The 18,464-nt window shown below is 59.3% G+C and carries 16 protein-coding genes; 8 read left to right on the plus strand and 8 right to left on the minus strand.

The genetic code is table 11. From position 1 onward, the window contains the following. Positions 1-179: 179 nt before the first annotated feature. Positions 180-539: a hypothetical protein gene (locus tag ACR2R1_RS14380; protein WP_168175317.1), complete on the minus strand. Its 360-nt coding sequence runs from the start codon at positions 537-539 to the stop codon at positions 180-182. A gap of 815 nt (positions 540-1,354) precedes the next feature. On the opposite strand from ACR2R1_RS14380, the gene ACR2R1_RS14385 reads away from it, so the two are divergent. Beyond that, positions 1,355-1,807 (plus strand): Kazal-type serine protease inhibitor family protein, encoded by a 453-nt coding sequence (locus ACR2R1_RS14385; protein ID WP_086133210.1) that lies wholly within the window; start codon positions 1,355-1,357, stop codon positions 1,805-1,807. Positions 1,808-1,898: 91 nt separating this feature from the next. Here ACR2R1_RS14385 and ACR2R1_RS14390 read toward each other — a convergent pair whose 3' ends face one another. Together ACR2R1_RS14390 and ACR2R1_RS14395 are read right to left on the minus strand one after the other, a co-directional pair. After that, a complete protein-coding gene (locus ACR2R1_RS14390; RefSeq protein ID WP_077728155.1) occupies positions 1,899-2,858 on the minus strand; it encodes a radical SAM protein in 960 nt (319 codons plus the stop codon). 402 nt (positions 2,859-3,260) lie between these two features. After that, positions 3,261-3,803: a hypothetical protein gene (locus ACR2R1_RS14395; RefSeq protein WP_156881352.1), complete on the minus strand. Its 543-nt coding sequence runs from the start codon at positions 3,801-3,803 to the stop codon at positions 3,261-3,263. A 234-nt stretch (positions 3,804-4,037) separates the two neighbouring features. Here ACR2R1_RS14395 and ACR2R1_RS14400 point away from each other — a divergent pair, with 234 nt between their 5' ends. The 3 genes from ACR2R1_RS14400 to ACR2R1_RS14410 all read left to right on the plus strand — a co-directional run bounded on the left by ACR2R1_RS14400 (position 4,038) and on the right by ACR2R1_RS14410 (position 5,891). Further along, a complete protein-coding gene (locus ACR2R1_RS14400; RefSeq protein ID WP_077728157.1) occupies positions 4,038-4,634 on the plus strand; it encodes a PIN domain-containing protein in 597 nt (198 codons plus the stop codon). A 72-nt stretch (positions 4,635-4,706) separates the two neighbouring features. Then, positions 4,707-5,372: an FMN-binding negative transcriptional regulator gene (locus tag ACR2R1_RS14405; protein ID WP_077728158.1), complete on the plus strand. Its 666-nt coding sequence runs from the start codon at positions 4,707-4,709 to the stop codon at positions 5,370-5,372. A 9-nt stretch (positions 5,373-5,381) separates the two neighbouring features. Continuing rightward, the gene (locus ACR2R1_RS14410) at positions 5,382-5,891 is read left to right on the plus strand and encodes a protein tyrosine phosphatase family protein (protein ID WP_210024326.1); all 510 of its coding nucleotides are present in this window, start codon (positions 5,382-5,384) and stop codon (positions 5,889-5,891) included. A 135-nt stretch (positions 5,892-6,026) separates the two neighbouring features. Here ACR2R1_RS14410 and ACR2R1_RS14415 read toward each other — a convergent pair whose 3' ends face one another. After that, complete coding sequence (locus ACR2R1_RS14415) at positions 6,027-6,365, minus strand: hypothetical protein (RefSeq protein WP_143735037.1); 339 nt, start codon at positions 6,363-6,365, stop codon at positions 6,027-6,029. Positions 6,366-6,395: 30 nt separating this feature from the next. Continuing rightward, positions 6,396-7,481 carry a trypsin-like serine protease gene (locus ACR2R1_RS14420; RefSeq protein ID WP_434110641.1) on the minus strand — a complete coding sequence of 362 codons (1,086 nt, stop codon included), beginning with the start codon at positions 7,479-7,481 and terminating at the stop codon, positions 6,396-6,398. 414 nt (positions 7,482-7,895) lie between these two features. On the opposite strand from ACR2R1_RS14420, the gene ACR2R1_RS14425 reads away from it, so the two are divergent. From ACR2R1_RS14425 to ACR2R1_RS14435, 3 genes are read left to right on the plus strand one after another with little or no spacing between them, the layout of a single operon-like run. Beyond that, on the plus strand, positions 7,896-8,780 hold the full coding sequence (locus ACR2R1_RS14425; protein WP_210024328.1) for an SGNH/GDSL hydrolase family protein: 885 nt from the start codon (positions 7,896-7,898) through the stop codon (positions 8,778-8,780). Between the two features lie 6 nt (positions 8,781-8,786). Then, positions 8,787-9,410 carry a hypothetical protein gene (locus ACR2R1_RS14430; RefSeq protein WP_434110643.1) on the plus strand — a complete coding sequence of 208 codons (624 nt, stop codon included), beginning with the start codon at positions 8,787-8,789 and terminating at the stop codon, positions 9,408-9,410. A gap of 9 nt (positions 9,411-9,419) precedes the next feature. Then, a complete protein-coding gene (locus tag ACR2R1_RS14435; RefSeq protein ID WP_210024330.1) occupies positions 9,420-10,862 on the plus strand; it encodes a DsbA family protein in 1,443 nt (480 codons plus the stop codon). 924 nt (positions 10,863-11,786) lie between these two features. Here ACR2R1_RS14435 and ACR2R1_RS14440 read toward each other — a convergent pair. The 3 genes from ACR2R1_RS14440 to ACR2R1_RS14450 form a co-directional block, all read right to left on the minus strand. Then, complete coding sequence (locus tag ACR2R1_RS14440; protein WP_434110647.1) at positions 11,787-12,626, minus strand: SWIM zinc finger family protein; 840 nt, start codon at positions 12,624-12,626, stop codon at positions 11,787-11,789. A gap of 3 nt (positions 12,627-12,629) precedes the next feature. Then, entirely contained in the window at positions 12,630-15,710 is a 3,081-nt protein-coding gene (locus tag ACR2R1_RS14445) for a DEAD/DEAH box helicase (protein WP_086134408.1), read from the minus strand. Between the two features lie 373 nt (positions 15,711-16,083). Continuing rightward, positions 16,084-16,821 carry a tetratricopeptide repeat protein gene (locus ACR2R1_RS14450; protein WP_077728168.1) on the minus strand — a complete coding sequence of 246 codons (738 nt, stop codon included), beginning with the start codon at positions 16,819-16,821 and terminating at the stop codon, positions 16,084-16,086. 279 nt (positions 16,822-17,100) lie between these two features. Here ACR2R1_RS14450 and ACR2R1_RS14455 point away from each other — a divergent pair, with 279 nt between their 5' ends. After that, positions 17,101-18,444: a DUF2254 domain-containing protein gene (locus ACR2R1_RS14455; protein WP_077728169.1), complete on the plus strand. Its 1,344-nt coding sequence runs from the start codon at positions 17,101-17,103 to the stop codon at positions 18,442-18,444. Positions 18,445-18,464: the final 20 nt, after the last annotated feature.

Here is an 18,464-nt window from a genome sequence, read left to right on the forward strand (position 1 = left end):
CCCAAAGTCACGAGCCGGGACGACGGTGACCGCTGCTCAAGCTGGACGGGAAACGCTCCCGTGCCCATTGCCCGATGTCCACACTGAATTCTTTTCGTTAAAGGCCACCCGCCCACACAGGGCAGGCCCCCGATAAAGCCGGGAACAGAGAGCGAAAGTCCTTTAAAAGGCGAATTTGGTCAAGCGTTTAACGGTGGGGCGCGCGGGGCGGTATTGCGGTAGAAACACGAATCCGGCGAGGGTGATTCCTCGACAAGAGATGGGGTCGCGATTAGTTGTGATCGCCGAATCGACGCGGCGATGGAGGGAAGGCAAGGCTGATCATCGGCGATCGGCGAAAACTTGGCTTTGCCGGCCTCGCCCCAGAATCCGGCCTGAACGCTGATAATGACGTCCTGATCGAGCGGCGGCGCATCGGCTTGAACCGATGTCTCTCCGCTTTTCGAAAGGAATTCCAGCCCCGGAACATGCAGAAAGCCGCCCGTTTCGCCCCCGGTGTGCGCATGAACCCACGGCGCGATGACTTGCATCAGCGTCAAGAGAACTAGCAGGATCGTACGGGAAGCGAGCGTTGTCACAGTTCGACAATAGTACGGATGGTAAAAACTTGTACAGTATAGTCCTTATGGAAGGCCGAAAAAATCCAGTGATGCGCCATGGCTGTACAAAAGAATCCCGACACCGATGCGTGGAGCGTATAGGCTTTGACACCGGCCGCAGTCACGGATTTCCTCGACAGCTACTCGAAAGGAAATGCCGAGCCCGCATGTCTCTATCGCGACCTTAAAGCCGATACTGTGGTTTGGAGCTAATGCCGACGCGGTGTTTCGAACATCCGAAGAAGAGATTTGCGCCGCATTCAGCTGAGATTTTGGCTGTACGGCTAATATCCGTCTGCTTGGCTATCACGATATTCGGATCGAGGCGGACCCGCTGCTTGCCAGTGCCAGTGTAACTGTCTAGTCACCGATTTCGTATCGAAGCAGAGGGAAAAATCTCGAATTGAGTCTCATCGAAATTCTCGCATCCCGTGAATACCAGAATCCTTTCCATCCCGGTCAGGCCTGTTGGGAGCACCGTATAATGCGACTCCTGCCTAATCTACGATGCTCCGATCTCGGGTGGTTCTAAGACATTCTCTCAGTCTGGAGCCGATAGACCGGCGACCAACCATATGCCTTGCACATCCAGAGCTTTACGCCTTTTCCATAGCGTACATATACTTAGCCGGCCCTCATCGAGGGTGTGCAAGGAGGACTCGATGGAAATTCAGGGAATCCGGCGCCGCAAAACCGCGCTATTCACATGCCTTACGACAACATCGAACGATGTTGAACATCATGGAGATTAGAGTATGAAAAGGCTTGTCACACTGCTGGTTTATTTTTCTTTACTTGCTTTGCTTGCTGGTTGCGATCGCGAGACTCCGCCCAAACCACCCGAAACCGTATGCGGTACTATCCGCGGGTTGTCTTGTCCGGAGGGACAATACTGTGATCTTGGCGTCGGCCAGTGCAAAGTTGCAGATGCACAAGGGGTCTGCAAAACCAAACCAACCGCTTGCACCAAGGAATTCGATCCCGTCTGCGGTTGCGACGGCAAAACTTATGGCAATGCCTGTGAGGCAGCTGCCGCTGGAGTTTCCATCGACCATCAGGGCGAGTGCCCGAAAACTGAACCCGTAGCCTGTGGCGGGATCGCGGGAACCAAGTGCCCCGATGATCAAGTCTGTGTCGATGATCCGAGTGACGACTGCGATCCCACCCAGGGCGGCGCGGATTGTCCAGGTATATGTAAAGCCAAATAGAGGAAATGCCGACATTCGGGTGCGATGGCTGCCGGCTATTGCCCCGGATGTTGCTTCCGCATGCGCGGAAGCTGGATCAGTAACATGACGCTCAGAGCAAACGGTTCACGGGTGACGGTCGGTCCTGCCGCGTCAGGCCTAGACGCCGGGCGATATCCAGCACTTCTCTGTATTCCGTCGCGGCAATGCGGCGGGATAGCTCCGGCAGGTCGCTGGCCCGATAGCCGGGATAGTACTGTCCCATCAGATTGACATAAGTCTCCGTGGAAATCTCGCGGGCGATAAATTTCAGAACCTTTTCCGTTCCGGCCAAGCCGGCCGGCAGAATCAGGTGTCGAACCAACAACCCCCTGTAAGCCAAGCCATTCTCGGCCAACCGAAGGTTGCCCACCTGTCGGTACATTTCCTTGACCGCCGCCCGGTTGACCTCCCAATAATTCCGCACATGCGAATATCGGTGGGCGATGACGGAATCGCCGTATTTCATGTCCGGCATATAGATGTCGATGATGCCGTCCAGCAGAGCGAGAGCTTCGGGACTGTCGTAGCCGGCGGTGTTGTAGACCAGGCGCAGCGTGAGTCCCCGCCGGGCGGCAATCAGCGTCGCTTCGAGAATCTGCGCCACCACATGGCTGGGGGTGACAAAATTGATGTTGTGGCAGCCTCGGGCCTGCAAGTCCAGCATCATTGCCGCCAGTTCGTCCGGCTCCACTTCGCGGCCCTCGCCTTTTTGGCTGATTTCCCAGTTCTGGCAGAATTCGCAGCGCAAATTGCACCAACTGAAGAAAATCGTTCCCGAGCCGTTCCAGCCGCGCAGGACGTCTTCTTCCCCGTAATGAGGACCGTAGCTGTAGACGACGGCACGCTCTCCGGTCCGGCACACCGCGCCTTGGGTCGTACGCAGCCGATCTACCCGGCAATAGCGCGCGCAGAGATCGCAGGATTTAAGATGCTGACGGGCGATGCGGACCCGTTGCTCCAATTCGCCGCTTTCGAGCAGTGTGAGATAACCGGCTTGAAAGCCTTCCGGGAGGTTTTCCGCTGGATTCATGGCTATGCGACTTAAAAATAATCTTCAGGGCTTCTCGATCACAAAATCGATCAGCAGATAACACCATTGGCCATTGACAGGCATCCGGCTGTTTCGCATCACGAGGCGGGAAAAAATTTGCTGGCTAAAGCGTTTTTCACCGTAGTTTAGCGGTAAGAATCGGGAAATTCGTAGGTCGGCAATCCTTTGCCGACACATTGGGTCGGCGAGGAGCTTTGTCGGAAGGGTCGCGACTAAAGCGACCGTTTGCGATTGGGAAGGGATTGGCGACCTACCGCACTCAGGGCTTCCCGATCCGCCAAGCCGATCGGCACATCGCCCCATTACCCGCCTTTGACACGCATCGAGCGGCTTCGTATCACGAGGCAGGCAAAAATGTTGACGGCCAACGGCAGGTCTTGCTCAGTCCAAACCCAGAAACGGATAAGTCCGCAATTGCTCGCGCGTCCACAGCGAAAGCCCGCCTCGCTGTCCGACCGTTTCGACGGCTAGTATGGCATCGGGATCTTGGAAGTCGATCGAGGCCGGCATTCCGGCTTCATCCAGCTTGGTCAGCAGGAATTCGTCGAGAAAACGCTCCTCGTTCTGGCTGGACAGGCGCCCGGCGAATCCGCGGCGGTGCATGCGCACATGGAATCGAGCGCCAGCTAGATCTCGCAGCCAACGGGCGGTGGCCTCGCGCGCTTTTGCCTCGAACTCCGGCGGGGTCTGAAAACCGAACAGAGCCGTGAGGGGAATCGCGCGGGAAATGCACTGCGTGAAGATTTCGGGATCTCTGTCGGACCACTCCTTTAGGGTCCTGAGAAATCCTTCCGAATCTTCGAGCTTCATCACCAGCACATTGAAATAATCGGTTTTGTGGACAGGACCGAGCGTTTCGAGCAGATCGCGGGCACGCCTGAACCCATGCTCGAACACCGAAACGACGACATTCCAGTCGTGCATACCGCCTCCCCAAGTATGTGGCTTGGATTTCGAATATCCTGCCTATGCAGCGCAACTCGGCAGCGCTTATTGCTCAGGGTCGATTTATTCCGGAAAAGTTCCCGCAGGCACGGAGCCGAACCGACGTTCCGGCGTTTTCATCTACGCTTTAGTCATGGAGCTTGCCGGCACCCCATAACGAGACGCGGGAAGGCCGACATGAAGCCATCTGGAAATTCGGGGGGAAGCCGCCACGTGAAGACGAATTACGTACTCATAGACTACGAGAATGTGCAACCGGAGGCGATCTCCGTTCTCGACAAGGAGCATTTCAAGGTTATCGTGTTCGTCGGAGCCAATCAGTCGAAGCTTGCGTTCGAGATCGCTGCCACGCTCCAGCGCATGGGAGATCGAGCGGAGTACGTCAAGATCGCCAGCAACGGCTCGAATGCGCTGGATTTCCACATTGCTTATTACATCGGCCGGCTTGCGGTGTCCGAGCCAGACGCGTATTTTCACATCGTCTCTAAGGACACAGGCTTCGATCCGCTGATTCAGCATCTCAAGAGCAAGAAGATCTTGGTGTGTCGATCGCGGGACGTCACCGACATACCGATCATAAAGGCAGTCAATCCGATGCCCGCGACCGAGAAACTCGACCTCATCATCAGCGATCTTAAGCGGCGCGGTGCTTCAAAGCCGAGAACCGCCCAGACATTATCGAGTACGATCAACTCCCTTTTTCAGAAGCAACTCTCTGAACAAGAACTGGCGTCCCTGCTCCAGGAGTTGCAAAAGCAAGGCCTGGTCACGGTCAACAACACCAGGATTTCTTATGCGCTTCCGGCCTAGAACGGTTCATTGGCGTGGACCGATTAGGAAACGGCGCGTTTTGCCGTCCATTGCACATCAACGAACAAGGCCATGTACGTTCCACCACATTTCGAAGAATCGCGAGTCGAGGTCCTGCACGAACTGATTCGCACTCATCCGCTCGCCACGCTTGTCACATTGTCGTCCGGCGGAATCGACGCGAATCACATTCCTTTACATCTCTCCGAAGAGCAGAGCCGATTCGGCACCTTACGCGGCCATGTCGCGCGCTCGAACCCGATATGGCGCGACTTGGTTTCGGATGTCGAGACGTTGGCGATATTCCACGGCCCCGACAGCTACGTCACCCCATCCTGGTATGCCACGAAACGGGAGCATGGCAAGGTGGTTCCGACCTGGAACTACGTGGCCGTGCATGCCTACGGTCCGCTTCGCATTATCGATGACCCGGTCTGGCTGCGGAGCCAGCTCGAAGCGCTCACCGACCGGCATGAAGCCTCGTTCAGCGAACCGTGGTCCGTATCGGACGCTCCTCGCGAATTCACCGACCGTCTGATCGAAGCGATCGTCGGCGTCGAGATCGTCATCACCAGACTCGTGGGAAAATGGAAGGTAAGCCAGAATCAGCCTGAGCCTAATCGAGCGGGCGTGATCCGGGGACTCAGGGAATATGGAAACCATGATGCCCAGGAGATGGCTGCCTTGGTCGAGGAGTTCGACAAACACTCGTCTGCCGCCAAAATGGAAGACACGTAGGTATCATCAATGGCAATCGATGAGATCAAAAACTATGTCGCTCTTTCCGACGAACTGGCAACCGGGGGTCAGCCGACGGAAGAGCAACTTCGGCTGCTGGCGCAGGCAGGCTTCGAGACCGTCATCAATCTCGGGTTGCTGGACCCGCGCTACTGCCTGGCGGACGAGGCCGGTCTCGTCCGATCACTGGGCATGACGTATCACCACATTCCGGTCGATTTTCAGGTGCCCGAGTGGAAAGACTTCCGGCAGTTCCTCGAGCTTATGGACAAATCGGAAGGCCGGAAAGTGTTTGTCCATTGCGCCCGCAACTATCGGGTCTCCTGCTTCATCGCGCTGTATGGCCAAGCGCGGCTGGGCTGGTCTCTCGACCAGGCCCGTGCGCATATCGGACGCGTATGGGAGCCGAACGAAATTTGGGCGAGGTTCCTCGATGCCTCTCGCCCGGCAGCTGATAGTTTGGTGCCGACGAATAATCGGGAGAATACGGCGGACGAAGATAGACCTCGGGAAGATTGACGAAGCGGCACCTACTTTGCTCTATCGAAGCCCGACCCCTACGCACGCGTGCGCCTCGCCCCACCGCTCCTTGGCATTCTTTGCGATGCGACTCGCGCGGTGCAGTCAAGGTCCCGGAAGATGGCGTTCGCAGCGCTACTCCGAAGTAATATTGATACCGACGATCTTCGGCCGGTCGTTGAAGCATTGAGCCTCGTCCACGACCATTATCACGCGGCGGCGGGCAACGAACGCAGTAAGCGCGGCGGAATAAAACGTCTCATAGCCGGGAAACGATTTATCCGAGATGTAGCCGTCCGGAGTGGGGCAACCGGCGGGGTTGACGATCGGCTCGGCGGTTACGACGGCGAAGCTATCGGCGTTCCAGCCGGTGCGTACCATGGTGATCGATCCGGGCTGATGAACTGGCTGACCGACGGCTGGCGCGGATAATCCGGCGGCGACCGCGGCGAGCATTATGGCTATAGGGCGCATGTAGTCCTCCGTTGAGGTGGGTGGATGGTGTCAGTCGGCCGTCCGCATGGCGCCGCGAACGATGGGTGTAATGGCGCAGGCGGGGCCGAGCGCGCACTCCGCCGTCTCTTTGACGGCGTTGCTGATCTCGCTGACGAAGGGCTCGGTCGACACGTATTGGCACGCGCTGGCACCCGTCGCCCAAAACCAATTTTGCGAGGTGGCAGGCGTGTTGGGAATGTATCCTCTCGGTGTGCAGGTGGACTGGACCCCCGCGATGCCGACGCCGAATCCGTTGACGGTGACCACAGTCGGACCTCCGCTGTCACCGCCGTGACCCACCTGGTTCGCGCTGTTCATGACAAGCTCATAACCAGTATCTGTGATAGACGAAGGCATGAAGGGCGCGCTGCGATAGGTACCTTGGCCATCGGATGGCTGTGCGGTGGGCGTGCCGAATACGCCGGTCGCGAAAGTCGAAAAGCCCTGGCCATATTGGGTGACCGTATCGGAGGTAGTCAGTCGGCCGCTGAGCACGACCGATCCGCCACCTTGGTCACGTGCGACGACGTGGATCCGCTGGCTGTCCACCGGGCCGAGATCGGCGGCCCCTAGGTAGACGAGGACAATGTCGCGACTAGGCACCGAACCTGGAGCCGCGTTAATAGTGAAATCATGAATGCGCGAAGCGATGCCGACGCGGTCGGGTGCCCAGTCGGCAGTGATGCGCACCTGGTCGGGCGGCACAAGGGCGCCGGAAATCAGGCCGTCCTGAGTGACACAGTGGCGCGCGGTCAATACCCAATACTGGTTAAGCAGGGTGCCCGAACAGCCGTTATTAATCGCCACGAGCCCCAGTTGGCGCTGGGTCTCGAGATCAACCTCCGTTCCCGCACCAATCGGCTGTCGTACTCGGCAGATGCGACCTTCCGGGGTATCTTCGCATTCCTGCGCTTGGACATCGTTGCAACCGAGTGTCGCACCGAGCGACAGCAGTGCTGGTAAACCAACGCGCCAAGCAATGCCTCGGAAAGCAAACCTTCCGACTTTCTTCGTCCCGCGCCAATGTGCGTAGGAGCGGTTCAAGGTATCGCCGCAACAAAGGAACGGGTCACTTGTCTGTTGATTGCTTGCCATGCCTTTTCCCTGCTGTCTGCTACGACACGCGGCACCTGCTATTTATTGCATTCGATAGCGCCCCGCCTCCAAAGTTCGTATCTTCCGTGCCCGACGAAAAGATCCTTCCGATTGGATAAGTAATTTGGCCGGCCAGTAGCTTTACTGGACCGACTTTGAAACGAGCCGGGACGGCGAAGAAACCGGATGTCGCGCCAGACCGAGCCGTTTATGAACTTCCTCGCCTGCCTTTAGTCAGCTATTAATCAGGCCCGTAAATACCCTCCTGGTATTTCGGGCCGCCGCCCAGGCTGGTACACGCCCGGCCTGGGCTCACGCGGCTTGTCGCCGCGCCGGGGCGTCCCTGCCCCGGATTAACCCGGCCTATATTTATAGGCCGGGTTAATAGGAAACCTCATCGGATAGGAGATCGCTATGAAAATTCATAGCCTGGTCACATTAGGGACAATATTGACGACACTCCTCACGGCGCGCTCGATACTCGCCCTGGAACCGGGTCAGGACGAGCCGAAACGGCTCTTTTCGATGGGCGATTCCATGACGCGGGGTTTCAATGCCAACACTCCCCTGGACAATCCGCACCTGAGCTGGGTCAACGGTTATCACGGCTTTTGGGAGGATCTCTTCGGTTTGCCGGATGTCGAGTCGCATAACCAGCGCATCGATGCCAATTTCGGAGACAGCGATCGCAGCAATCAGACGGCGGCCGAAAACGGTGCGACGATGGGCAATCTGGCGGCTCAAGCGTCCGGCACGGCCGGCAAGAACGTAACCTATGCCACGGTGCTGCTGGGTTCGAACGATGTGTGCAAGGACTCGATCGCCGATCTTCCCACCGACGAGCAGTTCAGAACGCGATTCGAGGGCGGCATGGATACCCTGCTCGCGAATTTGGCTGCGGGCGCTACCGTGCAGGTAGTGGCAATCCCCAATATCGTCGAGGTCTATAACCAGGGCCGAGTCAAACAATCGCTGGGGCTGGTCGATTGCCCGGAGGTTTGGGCGACGTCGGGCAGTTGCGGCTCGGTGCTTTCGCCCGATGCGACCGATTCGGACCGTGCTTTTGCGCTGTCCCGGATCATGGCGTACAACCAGATGCTCCGGGAAATCACCGAGAACAAGGCCGCACAGCATCAGGACAAGTTCATCTCGTTTACCGATGTGAGCTTCACCTATCCGTTCACGCAGAGCGAACTCTCCAACCTCGACTGTTTCCATAGTTCCTGGGAAGGACAAAAGGCTCTATCGAGGGAGACCTGGAATAGCGGTCCGTTCAGGGAACATCAGGAACTTGACTAAGCCGTTATGAGCCGGGTCGCCGCATTCTTATCAGGCGCGGGAGTGGCGGGCGCGATCGCGGTACTTCTGACTACTCATTCGCCGCCGGTTCCGGTCGGCGAAGATGTCGAGCAATGGCAGGCGCGCGCTCGGAAGGCGGAACAGGAACTCACGATGTTGCGGACTCAGCTGGAATCTTCCGCCGCGCGGCAATCGACAGCCTCCTCCACATCCATTCCCGTCACAACCCCTGGTCCGATTTCTTCGCCAACAATCCCTCCGCCGCCTCCCGATCCCGATGTCGAGTTTGATCCCGTGCGCCACGAGCAATGGGACGCCCTGGTTAGCGGCGCGCTCGAGCGCGAAGTGGAGCAGCGCCTCGGCCAAAGGCTCAGCCCCGATCGGACGGCGCGGCTGCTCGAGGCTCTACGACGGCTGCGCGATGCCTCGGCCGGATTGCGCTCGGAATTTCTCGATCCCCAAAATCCCGATTCCCTGCGCGATCACCTGGCGCGCACGCTGGTGCTGGTGGAATCGGATCGCCTTTTTCGCGAAGAGCTCGGCATCGGCTTCTCGGACTTCCTGCGGGGACTCGACGGCAATCCCGTCGAGGAAGTCCATCCGGCGGAGCCTGGCGGATCGCGTCGATAACATCGCCCAATGTGGATCATCCTCCTGATGCTCTTGGCCGGAAGCCCGGCCGCTCTTGGCGACGAGGCGGCGGCCAGAATAAACGGACAGACGCTTTTGTTATCCGAGATCGACGCGCCTTCGCGCTCGAAGATCGTCCGATTGCACCAAGCCTTGGTCGACCAGGCTGCCCGGACGCTTGATCGGCTGATCGACCGGCACCTTCGGACGTCCTCGGCGGCAATGAAATCCCCTTCGTCCAAGCCGGTCATGGATGAAGCGATCCGCGACTTTCGTTCGTCACGGGCGGAAGATTTCGAGGGGCCTTTCGCGCCCGCCGAGACCAGGCGCCATCCGAGTGCTGCGCAGCCCGCGATCCGGCACTATCTGGAGCAGAAAGCGCTCGAAGCCAGAAGCGCCGAGACGCGCCGCGATCTCCGGAAAGGCCATGCCATTAAAATCCTGATCCCGGAAGCGCGGGAGCTCGAACAGCCGCAGCCCGCTAAGCGAACCGTGGCGCTGGTGGATGGTGTCCCCATCCCGGCCGGGAAACTCGAGCAAGCCGCAGCGCTTCGCCTCTATCGGCTGAGGAAGGAGATCCATCTTGAACGCAGGCGCAATATCGAGACGGCCATCGAAAATCGGCTGCTGAGCGAGGAGGCCCGGCGACGCGGCATTACCACCGAGAATCTTTTGACAAAAGCGACACAGGACGCGGCCGTCGGCGACGAGGAGTTGAATGCATTCATCCAGTCGGAAAGCGCGGCGGGCCGGCCGGTATCGGACCCCGAACGTGCCCGACAATACCTGGCTTTCCGTAAAGCCCATGCCCGTCGCACCGCGTTTGTCGAGAGGCTGCGGGCCTCGGCCCGCATCGAGATCCTGCTTAAGGAACCCGCTCCACCCCGTCTTCCCATGATCGAGGCGAATGCCCCCGTCTTGGGCGCACGGGAAGGACTGCGTCTCGTCGTCTACACCAACTACCGCTGCACGCCTTGCCGGAACTCCCATCGGGAAATCGATCGGCTCCTGGCCGGCGACCGAAAAGTGCGCGTCGTCTTCCGCGATTTCATTCCCGTGTACGATCCCGTGGCGAGCGAGGCGGCCCGCTTGTCGCGCTGCGCCGGCCGGCTGGGCGCCTTCCAGCGCATGCGCAAGGAGCTTTTGACGCTGGATCCGCCGCCTTTCGGAGAAGCCTGGTACAAAGACGAAACCCTCCCGGTACTCGCTCGCGGGCTGGGTATCGATCCCGCCGCCTTGGTACAGTGCCTTTCCTCCGAGGAGATCGGCGAGGCCATCGCCACGGACACCGCGGAGGCGCTCGAATTCGGTTTCGAGGAAGCGCCTTCCTTTATCGTCCAAGGCATCCCCCTCTCGGGCATGCAGTCGGCCGAAAGCCTGGCTGAAGTACTCCATCGGAGAATATCGCGGGATGCGCGGCATCCGGTTAGGCAGGGAGCGAATCCACACTGATTCTGAAAGACCGGCCGGCTTATGGCTCTCCGTTCGGGACCAAGCCGCGACGGCGGGCCTCTCGATCGTTGAGAACGCGTGCGAGCACTTGAGCTGGATCGACCATGTTGGAATCGCATCATCCTAGAAACGGCAGTTGGACGTGCCGGAGTGTGCGGCGGGCGGGTCGGCTGGCAAGGCGCGACGCCGCCGCGGGGTAGTCTCCCGCAAGAAGGAGCAACGCCGCCAGGTGGCCCGCCCGCCGTGCAATCGGGTGCGTAGCGGCTTCACCCAAAAGGTGAGATTGATGCAGGGCGGGACGTTCAGGACTCATCGGGCTTTTCAGGTGCATCGAAGCGGTCAACTGCCGTTTCTAGGATCATGCATTGGCAAGCGAAATCGATTCCGGACGAGGCTTGGGAGCTAGAGCATTTTCATACCGACTGTACGGGCACTCGCGAGTAGGTCGGGAATCCCTTCCCAATCGCAAACGGCGTCTTCGGGAAGGGCGTGGCCGGCGCTCCCGGCCAGGCCGTTTGCGATTGGAAGGGTCATCCCAGCGCTCCTGGGATGACCGTTTGCGATTGGAGCGCCGAAGCCGCCCTTCCCGACGACACGTCCCGCCGAGCGTCTTCGTCGGAAGGGTCGCGACTAAAGCGACCGTTTGCGATTGGGAAAGGATTGCCGACCTACGAAAGCTTGAGTCGAGCTACCCTGGCCGAAGGCGCCAACGACTCCAGCAGGCCTGTTTTGCCGTACGAGCGAGATGAGAACGCTCTAGCAAACGCTTCGGGTCAAACTGCCGCTAGCCCGCTTGGCAAATGGGATCAGGCTTCCATGATTTCGCCGGCGACTTGAATGCCCCGGCTGACGAAAAAGCATATGAGGAACTTGCGTGGACGGCCGACAACATCGATGGATTTTCCCGATTGTCGCTCGCTTCGTTCACATCCAATCCTTCGCCTTTTTCCTGACCTGCTCGTAAAAGGCCTCCATCACGTCGACGAAGGACACGTCCTTGGGCCAGAACGGCGGGAAATCGCCGCCTTTTTTGACCAGAATGCCCGAAACCGGAGCGGGTTCCGGCGGTTCCACGCCGGAGGGCAGTTTCTTCGCGCCGCGCCAGTAGTCCCTGGGAACGACTGTGTCCGGCACGGTGCTGGGCACGGGACGACTGAAGTAGGGCTCCGCCGGGTACAATTCGCCCCCGTTCTCCGTCAAGGCGGTAGCTAGCGCCGCCCCCAAGGGCGTGCTCTGAAGTCGCCGGGCCAGTTCGGCGCGGGGAAGTCCCCGGAGTTCGAACAATAGAAAGGGATCGTGATCCAGCCGCGAGGCGAGCAGGTAATACAAAGCGGCAATGTGTTTGCACGGATTTTCCGGATCGGGACATGAACAGCGCGTCTTGATGTCTTTGCGGCTCCGCGGCAGGAGATCGATTTCCAGATTCTCGAACGGCTTTTCGATCTCGTCCGGCATTTCGTTGAGAAGCAAGCGGGCCAGAAATCCCGCACGACTCCCGATGAGCCGGATGGCGTTATCCCAGGCGGACGCCGGCAGGGACAGGAACTCGATGTGAATCTCATAGATGGGCTCCTCGTAAAATCCGAGGTAGGGGCTCATCCGTCCCCGCACCCGCGCCAGGACTTTGTTCTGCTCCACCCGCCATCCGAGAATGCGGTGGGTGCTGAGATACTGGCGCCCACGCATCAGCCGCTTCGGGTCGGTGAATGTTTCCATCGCTTCGATGAACCGCTGGCCCCACCAGGTCTTGCCGATCTTGCTCATGGGCTACTCCATAACGGCTTGACGATTCAGGGCGATCAGTTCCTTGAAGGCCTCGTTGTCGAGTCGCGTCAGCCAGGATTCATCATTTCCGACGATCAGCGAAGCCACCTGTTTCTTGTCTTCGATCATACGATCGATACGCTCCTCCAGCGTCCCTATGGTGATGAATTTGTGGACGAAAACATTCTTGCACTGCCCGATTCGAAAGGCGCGGTCGGTGGCTTGGTCCTCGACCGCCGGATTCCACCAGCGATCGAAGTGAAAAACGTGGTTGGCCTTGGTTAGCGTGATGCCCACCCCGCCCGCCTTCAAGGACAATATGAACACGCCGGGCTCGGTATCCGGATCCTGAAATTCGGAAATCATCCGCTCGCGCTTTGCCGGCGGCGTTCCGCCGTGCAGGTAAAATACCGGGCAGCCCAAGGCATCGCGCAAGTATTTGTACAGGCTCTCGCCGACTTCGGCGAACTGGGTGAACACCAGAGCGCTTTCGGTCTCGGCGATCACGTCGGTCAACATGTCGTGCAACCGATCGAGTTTCGGAGAACGCTCGGGCGTGAACTCGCTGCCGTCGCGCAAAAATTGGGCAGGATGGTTGCACACCTGCTTGAGCCTCATCAGTGCCGACAGCATCAAGCCCTGCCGACCGATACCTTCGGCCATCGTCAGGCGCTGCTCCACGTCCCGCACCACGGCCTCGTAGAGCGAGGCCTGCTCTTTGCAGAGATGACAGAACTGCTTGTTTTCGACCTTGTCGGGCAGGTCCTTGATGATATTGGGATCGGTTTTGACGCGGCGCAGGACGAACGGCTCGATCAGCTGTTTCAGGGTCTCGGTCTGAGCCGGATCGTTATCGCGCTGGATCGGAAGCTCGTAACGCTGGCGGAACTGGGTCTGCTTGCCCAAATAACCGGGATTCAGAAAATTGAAGATCGACCACAGGTCGAGCAGCCGATTCTCCACCGGGGTTCCGGTCAAGGCCAGGCGATGCTCCGCATTGAGCCTCAAAACCGCCTTGGTCTGGGCGGACAAGGGGTTCTTGATATTCTGGGCCTCATCGAGCACGATCCGCGCCCATCGGATCTGAGAAAACAGTTTCTCGTCCCGTCGCACTAAGGCATAGGACGTTATAACCGCATCATGCTCCGCGCAGATCTCCCGAAAACGTCCGACATCCCGAAAACGTCCGCCGCCGTGATGGACGATGGCGCGCAGGCCGGGCGCGAAGCGCTCGAGCTCTTTCTTCCAGTTGCCGATCACCGACGTGGGCACGACCAGCAAGGTCGGGGCATGCTGATTCGTCTCGACCCGCTCGTGAACCAAGCGCGCGATTACCTGCACGGTTTTCCCGAGGCCCATGTCGTCCGCCAGGCATCCGTTCAACCCCAGACTTTCGAGATAACAGAGCCAGGCGAGCCCGCGCCGCTGATAATCCCGAAGCCGCGCAACCAGGCCCGGCGGGTCGTCCACCGGCTGCAGCTGGCTGTGATCGCGGAGCTTCCCCAGCATTTCCAGCAACGTTCCCTGGGGATCGATCTCGAAAAGATCCGAATCCTCCGCCGTCTTCCGCATCAGTTCCGGCAGGCTCATGCCGCCGTCCTCGCTCCGGTGCTTGCGCCAGAACTCCAGCATCGTGCGCATCTTTTCCCGGTCCAGCGTCAGCCACTGACCGCGGTAGCGAACCAGCGGCGTCTTGCTTTCGACCAGGCGTTCCCATTCGGCCTCGTCGATGGTCTCCGCTCCCAGCGCCAGCTCGTAGCGGTATGCGATCAGGTTCTGCAAGCCCAAATCGCGCCGAGTACCCGCATCCGAGGGGCTGCGGCGGCTGGCGTAAAGGCGGATTCTGGTACGTCGCCGCCCTTGCGGAGTCCACCAGGTGGGCACCATGACGGTAAACCCGGCATCTTCCAATACCCAGGCATCCTCTTGGAGAAACGCGAAGGCCTCTTCCAAAGCCAGATCGACCCCGGTGGGGCGCTCTTCGTCCAAGCCTTCCCACAATTTCGGATAGATGCGAGCCGCCTGGCCCAAGCCGAGCAGCAGGTTTTTCTCGAACTCCGGACCGACCGGCTTGGCGAAAGCCTGTTTCTCCTCGGCGCGCAGCCCCCAGTATTCGGCCAAAGGCAGGCGCAGGGCGGGATCGCGGCGCGGCGAGAGGAGAATTTCCAATCGCCAGGCATCGTCCTCGGAGACTGCTTCCTGCAAGCGGAACACCAACTCCAGGTCCGCTTCCTCGCGGCGCCCGAGCAGATTGCGCCGCCAGCCGAGCCATTGCCGGTAGAGCTCGATACCCTCGTCGGTTTTCCACGGATGCCCGGCCGGCGCGCCGTTGCGGCAGGCATTCAACAGCGTGCCCTCGATCTTGCGGCCCAACTTGGTGGCAGACGCCGCCTGGACGATAGTGCGATGCACCAGGACATCGGCGCAATGCTTGAGCAGACTGGCGCTCTCGTAAAAAAAACCGCCGGCCGACGCACAAACCGGAGGCATCCGCTCGACGGCCTCCCGAATCAGGCGTTCATAACTGTCGGAAACGATTTCCCAGCCGGCGTAGATTTCATAGCCTTCGGGCGGCATGGTTCGATAGAGCAGCGCCGGGATATAGCGATCCTTCACGATCACCGACTTCAGCGACTGCGTGAAGTAATGCCAAAACAGCAGATCGATGCCCGCCTTGGTCTGCGAGGTCCGGTAAGCCGACAGAAAACGCAACTCGCCGAGCTGTTTGAAAGGGTGAGCCAGGCGATAGCCGTCCACTTCCCAGCCCGTCAAAGCCGCTTCGATGGGCTCTTCGTCCACTCCGCTTTCCAACTCTAGGCCCGGCAGCGGCCGACCGTCGACCGTCGGCAAAAGGACCGTCTGCGGCGCGAAATGAAACCGGCGTTCATAAGGTGAAACGTCCAGCCCGAGTTCGCCTTCGAGAAAAGCCACCAGCTCCGCTTTGGTGAGGTGCCGAGGATGACGGTTCGCGGCTCCAGAGACGTCGGCGGGTTCGCCGTCATGCTCTATCCAAAGCCAAAAATCGCCCGGCTGGACGAACTCGTCGGTACACTCGGGAATCCATGTGCAGTGCAGGACTTTCATGTCGCGTATGTTGCAAGCCGAAAATCGGCTATTGTACCCAGCCGGAGCGGGTTTGCGCCGATCTGTTAATTATTTGTTACATCCGCGGTCAACCCGCATCAGCCCGGCCTAACAATAAACCATCATGTCCGATCGAGCGCAACGCTTATTCATCGGAGCAATCGGTCGATGGCAAGGTGTCGGTTGCCGTCAGTATTGCCGGTACGCGAGGAAGCGTGACGATCGAATCGGAGGCTTTAGGCCTCAGGTCGGTGAGGGAAACGAAGCGGCGGTGGCAATTCAAACCACCTTGCGTAGGATGTGCTGACGAAGGAAGCGCATCCTATGACCTGAGGCACGAAACGCATCGTTCGAGCCCTCGAACCGGATTGACCTACGCCACCTCCCGCTTCGCGATATCCACCCACTCCTTGTTCAACCGGTGGCTGTGCCTGGATGCGATCTTTGCGTCCTTGAGGATGTCCTCGAACAGCGCCCGCGCCTCCGATGTTTTTCCCATGCGTTTCAGCAGCAGGGCATGGCGGCATTTGGCTTCGGCGCCTGCGGAATATTTAGCCAGTGCCCGGTATTCGTCCAAGGCCCGATCCAGTTCGCCGAGCGCTTCGAGCGAGCGGGCGTAAAGCAGATGCGCCTCCTGGTTTTCGAATTCCGGATTAGCCCCGAACAGCATTTCGAGCGTTTCCCGCGCCCGTCCGAAATTGTTCGCTTCCACCAGCGCCTTGGCCAGGCCAAGCAAGAGGTCGGGATCGGTGCGGTACATCCCGGTGAGGGAGCTCTCGTAAAGTTCGATGGCTTCGTCGAGCATGCCATGCCTGAGATATTCGTGTGCCAGTGCGCTCCGGTTGCCTATGGTGTCCGAGACCTCCAATGCTTCGCGGCGTTTTCGGAGCTCCTTTTGTGGATCGAGCGTTCTCAGCAGGGCCTTGGAACCCTGCCGGGCGGTGCGGCTTTGGATCACTTCGGGCAGCAGCACCATCACCGAATAAAGAATGCAGCCGAGCAAGGGCAGGAAGATAATTAGAAATACCCAGAAAATCGGATGGCCGTGGCGGATCGCGTGAACGGCGAATCCGATCTGGATGAGCAACATGAAGATTCCGGCAATTTCCATCAGATGTCTCGTTTATTGTTGTTCAGCAAGGAATTGGACCCGGCGAGCAAGTCCACTCGATGGACAGGAAACGGCGCGCTTGGTTCGCGCGATCTTCGGAAGGATCGTTTATTGGCGGTCGATCCGGCGCTTATCGAGCTCCTTGCGATGAAGACAAGGACAAAAGTCTGATCGTACCATGTATGGGATACAACGAAACCGGGACGTATCGATGCATCCGATGAAGCGCTTGCCAGACCGTTACGGAATCGCGGGCGCTCCCGCGCGGTCCAAACAACCATGAAACTTCGCCTGGTCCAGCTCTGGGAGACGCTCCGCTCGAGCTACTGGTTCGTCCCCGCCTTGATGTCGGTTACGGCCGCGATCCTGGCGGTCTTGCTGTTTCTGGTCGATCAGGAGGCCCGCGAGCGATATCTGCCGTTTCTCTCCGATCTTTACGTGATGGACGCACCGGGGGCTCAAGCGATTTTGTCCACGTTGGCGTCCTCGGCGATCACGGTGGCGGGGGTGGTGTTTTCCATCGCCATGCTGGTGCTCTCCAACGCCTCGTCGCAATTCGGCCCGCGCCTGCTGCCGAACTTCATGCGGCAAGGGGGTACGCAGATCGTTTTCGGCGGGTTCATCGCGACCTTCATCTACGCCATTCTGGTGCTGACCCGAGTCCGTTCGACCGATGACGGGGCGGAAATTCCCCATCTTTCGGTCAGCGTCGCTCTGGTGCTCGGGGTGCTCAGTTTCGGGCTGCTGATCTATTTCATCCACCGGGTCGCCACATTCATACAGGCGCCGAACATCGTCGAGAATGTCGGCGCACGCTTGATCGAGACTTTCGGCAACTTGTTTCCGGAAGCTTCCGATCCCGGCGGGCGGAATAATCCCGCGGACGAGGAGCGGCAACTGCCGACCGATTTTGCGGAGCACGCCTCCGGCATTCCGGCGCCCGGCAACGGCTACCTGGACGCCATCGAACTGGAGCGGATTCGGGACATTGCCGAGCGGCACAATCTGCTCGTGCATCTGCTCAAACGGCCGGGCCAGTTCATCATCGAAGGCCATGTGCTGGCTTTGGCTTCGCCGCGCGAAGCGGTAACGGAGGCGATCGTCGAAGAGATCGGAGAATGCTTTCTTTTAGGACCTCAGCGCACGTTGATCCAGGATGCCGAGTTTGCCGTCGACCAGTTGGTGGAAGTGGCGGTCCGCGCTCTTTCGCCCGGCATCAACGATCCCTTCACCGCCGTCAACTGTATCGATTGGCTGGGAGCGGCGCTGTCGTTTCTCGCCGGCCGGAAGCTGACTTCCCCGCTCTGCCGCGGTGCAGACGGGCGCATCTGCGTTGTGACCGATCCTTACACCTACGAAGGCATCCTCGATGCAGCGTTCAATCAGTTGCGCCAGCACGCCAGGAAGAACGAGGCCGTGGCGATTCGCCTCCTGGACATGATCGCCGTTCTGGCCGAGGCCGAACTACCCGAGCCTTATCGTAACGCTCTGGCACGGCACGCGCGCTTGATCTATAAGGACACGCTGACCAATCTGCCGGACGCCAGCGACCGCGCCGATCTGGAAGAACGCTATGGGAAAGTGCTGCAAACGCTTCCGGACTCCGGTTCGCAGGCGAACTGAGGCAAGAACGGTGGACTCCT

Source organism: Methylocaldum sp. GT1TLB (assembly GCF_051027445.1).
In the GTDB taxonomy this organism is placed as follows: Bacteria; Pseudomonadota; Gammaproteobacteria; order Methylococcales; family Methylococcaceae; genus Methylocaldum.